Genomic DNA, 11940 nt, shown 5'->3' on the forward strand with positions numbered 1-11940 from the left:
GCCTTCTCTTCCGGCGCCGCGTCGATCGCGTCATAAGCCTTGAATTCGCCGCCAAAACGCTCAGCGCCCACCTTCGTCAGCGCCGCCGTCAGCGTCGTCTTGCCGTGGTCCACGTGACCGATCGTGCCGACGTTGACGTGCGGCTTGGTGCGTTCGAACTTACCCTTTGCCATGCGCGCTAAACCCCGATGGAGTCAGATAACGAAAAAGTGGAGAGTGATACCGCGAAGACCAACTAAGTGGTGCTCATGACTGGAATCGAACCAGCGACCTCTTCCTTACCAAGGAAGTGCTCTACCGACTGAGCTACATGAGCACGAAAACTGCCAGAACAAGTTCTATCCAAGGGAGCAGGATCAATGGAGCGGGAGACGGGAATCGAACCCGCACCATCAGCTTGGAAGGCTGAGGTTCTACCGTTGAACTACTCCCGCCCTACGCGGAACTCGTCTGGTGGAGGGAGGTGGATTCGAACCACCGAAGGCGTAAGCCAGCAGATTTACAGTCTGCCCCCGTTGGCCGCTTGGGTATCCCTCCAACAAAGAACGGCTATTGTGTGGATCGAGCCGGGTTCTGTCAACACCCGATCACGCAAAAAATACCGGTGGAACACCTGCGGACGATCGTTTGCGCATGCTGCGCTCAGACGTCTGAAAGCGCCTTCGCATCGATCAGCTGCTCCATCTCCTTGGACAGATCCATCAGCCGTTTCGCCTGCGCCTGCAGCTGCCGCTCGGCATCGTCGCGCGGCTCCCATGCCGGCACCGGCGTGGGCTTGCCATCGGGGCTGTCGAGCGCCACGAACACCATCACGCAGCTGGTCGCCAGGCGGTGCTCGTCCTTGCGCAGATCGCGCGCCAGCACATCCACCGCCATGTGCATGCTGGAGCGCCCGGTGTGGATCAGGCGCGCACGCACGGTCACCAGGTCGCCGATCAGGATCGGCGCCACGAACTGGATGCCGCTCACCGACGCGGTGACGCAATACGCCCCGCTCCAGGCCACCGCACAGGCGTAGCCGGCCTGGTCGATCCATTTCATCGCCATGCCGCCGTGCACCTTGCCGCCGAAATTCACGTCGGTCGGCTGGGCGAGAAAACGGAAACTGACTTCGTGCTGCGTGCCCGACATGGAGGCTCCGGCTGGTGGAAAGGCGCCTATTATGCCGCCGGCTTGCGCGCGCCGGCGCGGCGCAAGGACAGCGCCATCGGCGTGCTGACCACGCCCTTGGGCGAGCGCCCCTCCGGCCCCGTCGGCACGAAGCCCAGGCGCAGGTACACCGGCACCGCGCAGCGCGAGGCATTCAGGGTGAAGCGGCGGGTGCCCGCGCGCCGCACGGCGTCGTGCATGGTCCGCCGCCACAGCTTTCCGGCGATGCCGCGCCCCTGGTAGCGGGTGCCGACGAAGAGCTGTACCAGGTGACTGTCGTCGCGCATCCCCGCCACGCCGACCAGCACCGGCCCCAGGAAGGCCAGGTGGAAGCGCTGCCCCGCCAGCATCCGCTCGCGGAAGCCGCGGGCGCCGAAACGCGCCAGCATCGCCTCGCCCACCCGCCTGGGCTGGTCCGGCAGCACCCAGCGGCGCGCCACCCGGCGCACCAGCAGGCCGATCGCCCGGGCATCCTCGGGACGCCCCAGACGCAGGCGCAATGAATGAACTTCGCCGGACATCGCAATCCCCCACCGCTACCCGCACAGTCTGCCAGCGCAGGCGCCAGAACGAAAAAGCGGCGGACACCGCGAGGTGCCGCCGCCTTTAGCTTCGGGCGATGCAGGTCAGACGTTGAACAGGAAGTGCAGCACGTCGCCGTCCTTCACCACGTAGTCCTTGCCTTCCTTGCGCAGGCGGCCGGCCGAAGCGGCGCCGGTCTCGCCCTTGAACTGGATGAAATCGTCGTACGACACCGTCTCGGCACGGATGAAGCCGCGCTCGAAATCGGTGTGGATCACGCCGGCCGCCTGCGGCGCGGTGAAGCCGCGCTTGATCGTCCAGGCGCGCACTTCCTTTACGCCGGCGGTGAAATAGGTCTGCAGCTTGAGCAGGGTGTAGCCAGCGCGGATCACCCGGTTAAGGCCCGGCTCTTCCAGGCCCAGATCCTTCAGGAATTCGTCGCGGTCGGCGTCTTCGAGCTGCGACAGTTCTTCCTCGATCGCCGCGCACACCGGCACCACTTCGGCGCCTTCTTCCACGGCGCGCGCACGCACGACGTCCAGATGCGGGTTGTTCTCGAAGCCGTCCTCGCGCACGTTGGCGATGTACATCAGCGGCTTGAGCGTGAGCAGGAACAGGTCGCGCACCAGCGCCTTCTCGTCCTCGTCCAGGCCCAGGCTGCGCGCGCTCTTGCCTTCGTTGAGGCCAGTGGCGAGCTTCTGCAGCACCGGCTTCCTGGCCATGGCTTCCTTGTCGTTGGCCTTGGCCGCGCGCTCGGCGCGGTTCAGCGCCTTCTCGACGGAATCCAGGTCGGCCAGCGCCAGCTCGGTGTCGATCGTTTCGATGTCAGCGATCGGGTCGACCTTGCCGGCCACGTGAATGATGTCGGTGTGCTCGAAGCAGCGCACCACGTGTGCGATCGCATCCACCTCGCGGATATGCGCCAGGAACTTGTTGCCCAGGCCCTCGCCCTTCGAGGCGCCGGCGACCAGGCCCGCGATGTCGACGAATTCGACCGCGGTGGGGATCACCTTCTGCGGATTGACGATGTCCGACAGCGCCTGCAGGCGCGCATCCGGCACCGGCACCACGCCGACGTTCGGCTCGATCGTGCAGAACGGGAAGTTGGCGGCGGCGATGCCGGCCTTGGTCAGCGCGTTGAACAGGGTGGACTTGCCGACGTTAGGCAGGCCGACGATGCCGCATTTGATGCCCATGGAGAGATCCGCGAATTGGAGATGGGGAAAACGGTGAATTGTAAGGCCAGGGCAGGCGCCCTGCCCGGCCTCAACCGGCCGGGGTGTGCAACTGCTGCATCGCCTTGTCGAACTGTCCGTCCACGGCCAGCGGCAGCACGTTCAGCGCGCGCGCGATGCCGTCGAGGATGGCGTCCTCGTCCTTGACGGAGGGACGGCCCAGCACCCACGGCGTGACCTGGTCCCGGTGGCCCGGATGGCCGATGCCCACGCGCAGGCGATGGAACTTGGCGTGGCCGAGGTGGGCGATGATGTCGCGCAGGCCATTCTGGCCGCCGTGGCCGCCGTCGAACTTCAGGCGCACGGTGCCGGCGTCCAGGTCCAGCTCGTCATGAGCGACCAGGCATTGCGCCGGCTCGATCTTGTAATAGCGCAGCGCCGCCGATACGGCGAGGCCGCTCTTGTTCATGAAGGTGGCCGGCTTGAGCAGCCATACCGGCTCGCCGCCGAGGCGCAGCTTGCAGGTCTCGCCGTGCAGCTTGCCGTCGAAGCCCCAGCGCTCGCCCTGCCCCGCCGCGAGGGCGTCAACAAACCAGAACCCGGCGTTATGCCGGGTTCGGAGATATTCGGCACCGGGATTACCCAGCCCGACGATGAGGCGCAAACCCGCCATGGATAGCCGGCAAGCACGCGGCGTTCGCCCGCGCCGGAACGGCGCGGGCGAACGTGCGACTTACTTCTTGGCGTCCTTGCTGGCGTCGGCCGGAGCGGCGGCTTCGCCTTCGGCCGGGGCCGCTTCGACTTCTTCCTTCACCGTGTTCGCGGTGACCACGGCGATGTCGTGATCGGCGCCCAGGTGCAGGGCCGGGATCTCCACGCCCTTCGGCAGCGACAGCTGCGACAGGTGGATGATCTCGCCCGGCTTCAGGTCGGCCAGGTCGAGTTCGATGAACTCCGGCAGATCCTTCGGCAGGCAGGACACTTCCACTTCGGTCAGGTTGTGCGAGATCACCACGCCGGAGGTCTTGCCGGCCTGGGACTTTTCCTGGTTCAGGAAGTGCAGCGGCACATTCACGCGAACGGCTTCGTTCTCGTTGATGCGCAGGAAGTCCATGTGCAGCATCTGCTGCTTGAACGGGTGCTTCTGCCAGTCACGCACCAGCACCTTCTGCACCTTGCCGTCGACGTTCAGGTCGAGCACCGAGGAGAAGAACCACTCGTTCTTGGCGGCGAGCAGGATGGTGTTGTGGAAGATCTGGATGCTTTCCGGGGGCTGGCCCGCACCGTAGACGACGGCCGGCACGAACTCCGCGCGACGCAGGCGGCGGCTCGCACCTTTCCCCTCGTCCTTGCGGCTTTCGGCCTTGATTTCATGAATCTTTGCCATGTTGGCATTTCCTACTTCAGGTTGTGATCCGCCTCGCGGCGGCTGGGGTGACTCCCTCGCGACCAAGGGAGCCGGAAACTGGGGGTATCAATCCACGTAAAGCGAGCTGACCGATTCGCCGAACGCGATGCGGCGGATCGTCTCCGCCAGCAGCTCGGCCACCGACAACTGGCGGATCTTGGCGCAGGCCTGGGCGTCCGCGCGCAGCGGCAAGGTGTTGGTCACCACCAGCTGGTCGAGCTGGGAGTTCTCTACATTGCTGATCGCCGCGCCGGACAGCACCGGATGCACGCAGTACGCCACCACTTTGCGGGCGCCGCGCTCCTTCAGGGCAGCAGCGGCCGCGCACAGGGTGCCGGCGGTGTCGACGATGTCGTCGACCAGCACGCAGGTCTTGCCGTCGACGTCGCCGATGATGTTCATGACCGTGGCCACGTTCGCCTTCGGGCGGCGCTTGTCGATGATCGCCAGGTCGGCGTCGTCCAGGCGCTTGGCCAGGGCACGGGCGCGCACCACGCCGCCGACGTCCGGGCTGACCACGATCAGGTTGTCCATCGAGTGGTTGCGCCAGATGTCCGCCAGCAGCAGCGGCGAGGCATAGACGTTGTCCACCGGGATGTCGAAGAAGCCCTGGATCTGGTCCGCGTGCAGGTCCACCGTGAGCACGCGGTCCACGCCGACGGTGCCGATGATCTTGGCCACCATCTTGGCCGTGATCGGCACGCGCGCCGAGCGCGGGCGGCGATCCTGGCGGGCGTAGCCGAAGTACGGCATCACCGCGGTCACGCTGGCCGCCGAGGCGCGCTTGAGCGCGTCCACCAGGGCCATCAGCTCGAACAGGTTCTCCGCGCTGGGCGCGCCCGTCGGCTGGATCACGAACACTTCCTGCCGGCGCACGTTCTCTTCGATCTCGATCTGCGTCTCGCCGTCGCTGAAGCGGCCGACCAGCGCCTTGCCGAGCGGCACGCCGAGCCGCACGGCGACATCTTCGGCCAGGCTGCGGTGGGCGTTGCCGGTGAAGAGCATCGGGGTGGACGTGTCCACGGTCATTGCGGTGCGCCTTTGGCCATCTCGACTTCAATGGCAGGTTTTGAATGGCTGGTCTTAAATGGCTGGGGCGGCAGGATTCGAACCTGCGCATGCGGGAATCAAAATCCCGTGCCTTAACCAGCTTGGCGACGCCCCAGTGAATTTTTTTTGGCCCCGCCCCGCCTTGCGGCGGAACGGGGCCCGATCTCTCTGGCTCAGGCGGCGCCGCGATGGCGCGCCAGTGCCTCCAGCAACGGGGAGCGCTCCACGCCGACGGCCACATGGGCCGAGCATGAAGCCGGGCATTTCTGGGCGACGAATTCCGCCCGCTCCTGCGACTTCGTCTCGATGAACACGCAACCGCCGCTGCCGGAAAGCCTTGCCCAGCCGAATTTGTTCAGCCAGCCCAGCGCCGCAGCCACCCGGGGATGGCGCGCGCGTACGACCGGCTCGAAGGCGTTCTCGGCTGTTTCGCCCGAAGCAAAGGATGAAATTGTGGCTGGCTGAGCATTTCGTGTCAATTCAGACGCTTGAAAAAGCTCGGCAGTGGGCACGTATTCGCCCGGATCGACCACCACATACCAGCGCTGCGGCAGCGTGATCGGCTGCAGCCGGTCGCCCACGCCCTCGGCCCAGGCTGAACGTCCGCGCACGAAGACCGGCACGTCGGCGCCGAGCTGGCGCCCCAGTCCGGCCAACTCGTCCTCGCTCAGGCCCGTGCCCCAGAGATGGTTGAGCGCGACCAGCACCGTCGCCGCGTCCGAACTGCCGCCACCCAGCCCGCCGCCGATGGGAATGCGCTTCTCCACCTCGATATCCACGCCGGCACCGGCCGGCGCATGCGGCTGCAACAAGCGGCCGGCGCGGACCACCAGGTCCTGCTCTTCCGGCACGCCGGGGACCTCGGTGAGGCGCCGCACCACGCCGTCGCGACGGGGGCGCAGGCGGATCTCGTCGCCCCAATCCAGCAGCCGGAACACCGTCTGCAGCTCGTGGTATCCGTCGGGACGCCGCCCGGTGATGCGCAGGAACAGGTTCAGCTTGGCCGGCGCCGGCCACACGGTCCAATCCTCCGGCCCTGGCACCTCGAAGCTGCGGCTCATGAACACGCGCAGGTCGTCCGGGAAGCCGTTCTCCAGGTCGCGCTCACGCGCGAAGGCGAATGCCGGATCGCGCTTGTCGACCTCGACAAAGCCATGCTTGGCGTAGAACGGCGCGTTCCACGGCACGTCGGCCAGGGTGCCCAGGGTGATCCGCCGATAGCCGGCGGCACGGGCCCAGGCACAGGCATGCTCCAGCAGCGCCGCGCCGATGCCCCGGCCGCCCCAGTCCGGCAGCACGTCGATCTCGGCCAGGCCGATGCCGGCCTCGTCCTCGGTGTCCAGCCAGACGAAGCCCACCGGCGCGCCACTCTCGTTGCTCAGCGCCACCCACACCAGGCCGCGCTCGATCGCCAGCAGCAGCAGCTCGGGCGGCATGGTCACGGGTGCGTAGAAGCGCCAGGCGCGATGGCCGCGGAACAGTTCCATGGCCTCGCGTTCGATGGCGCACAGCGCCTCCATCTGCTCCGGCAGCGCGCGCTTGATGCTATAGCTCATGACGATTCCGGCAGACGGCGCCCGGGCCGCGGGGGCGCCAAGCCTAACCGCGCAGCGGTCTTACTGGAACGTCCAGGATTCGATCGACAGCCGCACCCGGTACGGCGGCTTCTCGGCGAACACCTTCCTGGGCAGCGCCGGCTGCCGGGTGGCGTCCCATTCGCGGTAGTCGACGCTCCAGCCGTCCTGCTGCAGCAGCGACGGCAGGCGATCGGTGCCGAAGCTGAGCTCGGCCGGGCCGCCGTCGGCGCGCAGGCCAAGCACCCAGGCGCGCAGCTCGCGCAGCGGCACGTCCCAGCCCAGCGCCTTGAGCATCAGCGATTCGGCGTCCGGCCCGCGCAGCGGGCCACCATCCACGCCTTCCAGCAGCGCGCCGTCGGGGCCGCCGCTCAGGCGGAAGCTCTTGCCGACGATCGGCGAGCGCACGGTGAACTCGTAGTGCTCGCCGTCCTGCGACCAGTTCAAAGTGCCGCTGCCGCCGTCCTTGCCGTCGGAGATGCCCAGCTTGCCCTGCAGCACCCAGTGGTCGGTGCCGGCCAGGCTGCGCTCGCGTGCCTCCTGCTCGTTGAGCAGGGCGGCGTCACCCTTCACCCGCACGGCGGGCGCCGGCACGCAGGCGGCCAGCAGCAGCGGCAGCGCCGCCGCCGTGATGCGCAGAAAAGCCCTCATGGATTCAGTCGCTTGAGCGTGTCGTTGAGCGTGCTGCTCTTGGGGTCGATGCGGTGCACTTCGTCGAATACGCGCCGCGCATCGGCCTGCCGCCCCTGCTTCCACAGCACCTCGCCCAGGTGCACACCGACGTCGGCGTCCTTGCGCGCCTGCCAGGCGGTGCGCAGGGTCTGCTCGGCCTGCTCCAGGTGGCCCAGGCGGTACTGCAGCCAGCCCCAGGAATCGGCGATGGCCGGATCGTTCGGCTTGGCGCTGCGCGCGACCTGGATCAGCTGTTCGGCCTCGGACAGGTCGCGGTTGGCGTCGGCCAGCGTGTAGCCCAGCGCATTGGTGGCGTCGATATCGTCCGGCTTGAGCTGCAGCAGACGGCGGAAATCGGCCACCGCCTTGTCGGTGTCGCCCGTCTCGGCATAGGCCAGGCCGCGGCCGTAGAGCAGCTCCGGGTCGTCCGGCACCACCTGCAGCGCACGGCTGAAGGCGGCCTCGGCCTGGGCGAATTTCTGGTCGGCCATGTACAGGCTGGCGTCCGCCTCGTAGGCGCGGCGCAACTGGGCCGGCTGGTCGAGGTAGTCGGTCTGCATCTGGGTCAGCAGCTGGTGGGATTCCGCCGCGCGGCCCAGCTTGTGCAGCAGGATCGCGCTGCGCAGGTCGGCCTCGAAGGCGTGGTCGTCCTCGTCCGGCACCTGGTTGTACCAGTCGAGCGCGTCCTCGTTCTTGTCCAGCATTTCGGCCAGGGTGCCGAGCAGGAAGAAGTTGTTGCCGTCGCTCGGATCGCGCGGCGCGCGCTGCAGCTGGGCGTAGAGGCGGGCGATCGCCTTGCTGTCGTTGGCGCGCGCGGCCATGGTCGCGCGCAGCGTGTAGGTGTCGGCATTCTGCGGGCCGTTGTCGAGCACCTTGGCCGCCCCGGCGTAGTCGCCCGCCTGGCCCAGCAAGGTGGCGTAGGCCAGGCGCAGGCCGACGTTCTTCGGCTCGCGGCCCAGCGCCTTCTGGAACATGGCCTGCGCGCCGGCGCGGTCGCCGTTGCGGTACTTGAGCTGGGCCGCCCAGGCGTAGGTTTCAGCGGTGTTGAAGCGCTTGATCGCGGCGTCGGCCAATTGCTGCGCATAGGCATGCCGGCCCAGCTTGTCGCCCAGCTCGCTCATCGCCAGCCACGCCTGCGAGTCGGGCGGCAGCCGCTGCGGGGTCGCCAGCGCCTCCAGCAGGCGCGCGGACACCGCGGTGTCGCGGCTGCCCAGGATCACGCGGCCGAACTGGCGCCAGGCATCCGGATCGCCGCTGGAGATCAGCGTGTCCAGCTGCTTGCGGGCCTCTTCGGTGTCGCCCCGGTCCAGCGCCAGCTGGGCGCGCACCGTGGCCAGGTCGGACGGCTTGGCGCCCAGCTGCTGCCAGCGCTCCAGGGCGCGGCCGGCCAGCACCGGGTCGTGGGTGGCGGTGGCCAGCTCGGTCGCCTGCTGGGCCACGCGCGGGTCGTTGCTCAGGCCCATCGCCTTGCCGTAGGCCTCGGTCGCCGCCTTGAGGTCGGTGCGGACGATCGCCATTTCGCCGGCCAGCAACTGGGCCGTGAGGTCATGGTCGGCATCCGGGGTGACCACCGCCAGGTGATCCAGCGGCTGCCGGGACGCCGGCTTCGCGGCCTGCTGGCCGGGTACCGTGGCGCAGCCGGCCAGCATGGCCAGTCCGATCACGCCGATCGCAAAATGCCGCAGTTGCTTGAACTTGGCCGACCTGCTCAGCACACTATTCTCCGTTGATCCGTCATAACACCCCCACTCAAGAGCGCTGCCGCCGCTGGGGAACGGCCGGTACCACGGCTTAGTTTACGCCGCGGATGCCTGCCGCTCCCAAACGATCCTCACCATGCCGCTGATCGCCCTCGGGCTCAATCACCTCACCGCGCCGGTCCAGTTGCGCGAGCAAGTAGCGTTCGACGAGTCGAACGCCGGCCCCGCATTGCTGGAGCTGACCCGTGAGCCCGGCGTGGAAGAGGCGATGATCCTCTCCACCTGCAACCGCACCGAGCTGTACGTCAGCGTCGCCGCCGGCGCCGAAGCCGTGCCGGAGGCATGGCTCAGCCGGCACCATCAGCTGACTCCGGGCAAGCTCGACGAGTTCCTCTACCGCCACGACGAAGACGACGCCGTCCGCCATATGTTCCGCGTGGCCACCGGCCTGGACTCGATGGTGCTGGGCGAACCGCAGATCCTCGGCCAGGTGAAGGACGCCTACCAGGCCGCGCGCGAGGCGCAGACCCTGCGCGCGCCGATGGACCGCCTGCTGCAGCACACCTTCGCGGTGGCCAAGCGCGTGCGCACCGACACCCGCATCGGCGCGCACACCGTGTCGGTGGCGTTCACCGCGGTGCGCCTGGCCGAGCAGGTGTTCACCGACCTCAAGCAGGCCTGCGTGCTGCTGATCGGCGCCGGCGACACCATCGAGCTGGCCGCGCGCCACCTGGCCGACAAGCACGTGCGCCGCCTGATCGTGGCCAACCGCACGCTGGAGAACGCGCAGGAACTGGCCAGCCGCCACGGCGGCTATGCCATCGGCCTGCACGACCTGCCGCAACATCTTGCCGAAGCCGACATCGTGATTTCCTCCACCGCCGCACGCCAGCCGATCGTCACGCGGCCGATGGTGCAGAAGGCCATCGGCGTGCGCCGCCGCAAGCCGATGTTCATGGTGGACATCGCCGTGCCGCGCGATATCGAGCCGGCGGTGGGCGAACTGGAAGACGTGTTCCTCTACGGCATCGACGACCTGCGCCAGGTGATCGACGACAACCGCCGCTCGCGCGAGGCCGCCGCCCGCGAGGCGGACGCCATCATCGACCTGCAGGTCGAGCGCTACATGGCCTGGCGCCGCGCGCTCACCCTGCGCAATCCGGCGGTGGACATGCGCCAGCACGCCGAAGTCCATCGCGACGAAGTGCTGGAGAAGGCGCGCGCCATGCTCGCCCGCGGCAAGTCGCCGGACGAGGCGCTGGCCTTCCTCGCCAACACGCTCACCAACAAGCTGCTGCACCACCCCAGCGCCCGCCTGCGCGAAGCCGCGCTGGCCGGCGACATGGACCTGCTGCATGCGGCCGGACGCCTGTACGGGCTGGATGAGAAGAACGAGCCGGACGCCGAAAGCTAGCGGGCCTGTCTTGCTGTGCTCCCGCTGATGGCCCGCATGGCCGCGTCCCTCCCCTTCTCATTGCCCCGCCCATGACGCCTTCGATCCGCCGCAAACTCGAATCCCTCGCCGAACGCCACGAAGAAGTAGCCCTGCTGCTGGCCCAGCCCGAGGTGCTCGCCGACGGCGGCCGCTTCCGCGATCTGTCGCGCGAATACGCGCAGCTCGAACCGGTGGTCGGCGCGCTGCGCGAGCACGACCACGCCCAGCGCGAACTCGACGCATCGCGCGCCATGCTGGCCGATCCGGACCTGCGCGAACTGGCCGCCGACGATGTGGCGCGCCTCGAAGCGCAATTGACCGCACTGGACGGCACGCTGCAGATCCTGCTGCTGCCGCAGGACCCGCGCGACGAGGCCAACCTGTTCCTGGAAGTGCGCGCCGGCGCGGGCGGCGACGAGGCGGCGATCTTCGCCGGTGACGTATTCCGCATGTATGCGCGCTACGCCGAGCGCCTGGGCTGGCGCGTGGAGATCCTCAGCGAGCATGCCGGCGAGCACGGCGGCTACAAGGAGATCGTCGCGCGGGTGGAAGGCCAGGGTGCGTTCTCGCGACTGAAGTTCGAATCCGGCGTGCATTGCGTGAAGCGCGTGCCGGCCACCGAAGCGCAGGGCCGCGTGCATACCTCCACCGCCACCGTGGCGGTGCTGCCCGAGCTGGACGACATCGAGGAAATCCAGATCGCGCCGGCGGACCTCAAGGTCGATACCTTCCGCGCGTCCGGCGCCGGCGGCCAGCACGTCAACAAGACCGACTCGGCGATCCGCATCACCCATCTGCCCAGCGGTATCGTGGTCGAGTGCCAGGACGAACGCAGCCAGCACAAGAACCGCGCCCGCGCCATGAGCCTGTTGAAGGCGCGGCTGCTCGACGAGGCGCAGTCCAAGCAGACCGCCGAACAGGCGCAGTCGCGGCGCCTGCAGGTGGGCAGCGGCGACCGCAGCCAGCGCATCCGCACTTATCGCTACAAGGACAACCTGGTCACCGACCACCGCATCGGCCTGGATCTGTACCGCCTGCCCGAGATCATGCAGGGCGACCTGGACGAACTGATTTCCACGCTGCTGCGCGAGCACCAGGCGGACCAGCTCAAGACGTTGGCTTGAGAGCGCTGATCGGCGCACGAAGCATTCGCCCTGGAATAATCGAGTAAAGCAATCACACCGGAATATTCCGGTTAATGGCGCGCGATTCGCAAGCAATCCTGTCGAGCTAAGAGGACTCCGGTGTCCTCAGC

12 protein-coding genes and 4 tRNA genes are annotated in these 11940 nt (G+C 67.9%); 2 read left to right on the forward strand and 14 right to left on the reverse strand.

Annotated elements, in window-relative coordinates:
• The 14 genes from AB4083_RS12225 to AB4083_RS12290 form a co-directional block, all read right to left on the reverse strand.
• Nucleotides 1–173: GTP-binding protein (locus tag AB4083_RS12225; RefSeq protein WP_236585397.1), on the reverse strand; the 173-nt coding region annotated here is incomplete at its 3' end.
• Nucleotides 174–240: 67 nt separating this feature from the next.
• Nucleotides 241–316, reverse strand: a tRNA-Thr gene (locus AB4083_RS12230).
• Nucleotides 317–360: 44 nt separating this feature from the next.
• Nucleotides 361–434, reverse strand: a tRNA-Gly gene (locus AB4083_RS12235).
• 17 nt (nt 435–451) lie between these two features.
• Nucleotides 452–537 (reverse strand) — tRNA-Tyr (locus tag AB4083_RS12240).
• Between the two features lie 105 nt (nt 538–642).
• Complete coding sequence (locus tag AB4083_RS12245; protein WP_441608088.1) at nt 643–1131, reverse strand: acyl-CoA thioesterase; 489 nt, start codon at nt 1129–1131, stop codon at nt 643–645.
• Nucleotides 1132–1160: 29 nt separating this feature from the next.
• Nucleotides 1161–1670 (reverse strand): GNAT family N-acetyltransferase, encoded by a 510-nt coding sequence (locus tag AB4083_RS12250; RefSeq protein WP_441608089.1) that lies wholly within the window; start codon nt 1668–1670, stop codon nt 1161–1163.
• A 105-nt stretch (nt 1671–1775) separates the two neighbouring features.
• Nucleotides 1776–2867 (reverse strand): redox-regulated ATPase YchF, encoded by a 1092-nt coding sequence (gene ychF / locus AB4083_RS12255; protein WP_441608090.1) that lies wholly within the window; start codon nt 2865–2867, stop codon nt 1776–1778.
• A 70-nt stretch (nt 2868–2937) separates the two neighbouring features.
• On the reverse strand, nt 2938–3519 hold the full coding sequence (gene pth / locus AB4083_RS12260; RefSeq protein ID WP_441608091.1) for an aminoacyl-tRNA hydrolase: 582 nt from the start codon (nt 3517–3519) through the stop codon (nt 2938–2940).
• A 60-nt stretch (nt 3520–3579) separates the two neighbouring features.
• Complete coding sequence (locus AB4083_RS12265; RefSeq protein ID WP_441608092.1) at nt 3580–4233, reverse strand: 50S ribosomal protein L25/general stress protein Ctc; 654 nt, start codon at nt 4231–4233, stop codon at nt 3580–3582.
• 87 nt (nt 4234–4320) lie between these two features.
• Nucleotides 4321–5259: a ribose-phosphate diphosphokinase gene (locus tag AB4083_RS12270; RefSeq protein ID WP_441608400.1), complete on the reverse strand. Its 939-nt coding sequence runs from the start codon at nt 5257–5259 to the stop codon at nt 4321–4323.
• Nucleotides 5260–5342: 83 nt separating this feature from the next.
• Nucleotides 5343–5419 (reverse strand) — tRNA-Gln (locus tag AB4083_RS12275).
• Nucleotides 5420–5477: 58 nt separating this feature from the next.
• Entirely contained in the window at nt 5478–6860 is a 1383-nt protein-coding gene (gene ispE, locus AB4083_RS12280) for a 4-(cytidine 5'-diphospho)-2-C-methyl-D-erythritol kinase (protein ID WP_441608093.1), read from the reverse strand.
• Nucleotides 6861–6920: 60 nt separating this feature from the next.
• Nucleotides 6921–7529, reverse strand: coding sequence for a lipoprotein insertase outer membrane protein LolB (gene lolB / locus AB4083_RS12285; protein WP_441608094.1), 609 nt, complete (start codon nt 7527–7529; stop codon nt 6921–6923).
• Nucleotides 7526–9265: a tetratricopeptide repeat protein gene (locus tag AB4083_RS12290; RefSeq protein ID WP_441608095.1), complete on the reverse strand. Its 1740-nt coding sequence runs from the start codon at nt 9263–9265 to the stop codon at nt 7526–7528. Before AB4083_RS12290 ends, lolB begins: the two co-directional genes overlap by 4 nt.
• A 121-nt stretch (nt 9266–9386) precedes the next feature.
• Here AB4083_RS12290 and hemA point away from each other — a divergent pair, with 121 nt between their 5' ends.
• The gene (hemA, locus tag AB4083_RS12295) at nt 9387–10664 is read left to right on the forward strand and encodes a glutamyl-tRNA reductase (protein ID WP_441608096.1); all 1278 of its coding nucleotides are present in this window, start codon (nt 9387–9389) and stop codon (nt 10662–10664) included.
• A gap of 71 nt (nt 10665–10735) precedes the next feature.
• Nucleotides 10736–11809 carry a peptide chain release factor 1 gene (prfA, locus tag AB4083_RS12300; protein WP_441608097.1) on the forward strand — a complete coding sequence of 358 codons (1074 nt, stop codon included), beginning with the start codon at nt 10736–10738 and terminating at the stop codon, nt 11807–11809.
• The last annotated feature ends 131 nt before the right edge of the window (nt 11810–11940 follow it).

The organism is Dyella sp. 2RAB6 (assembly GCF_052115385.1).
Classification (GTDB): domain Bacteria; phylum Pseudomonadota; class Gammaproteobacteria; order Xanthomonadales; family Rhodanobacteraceae; genus Dyella_D.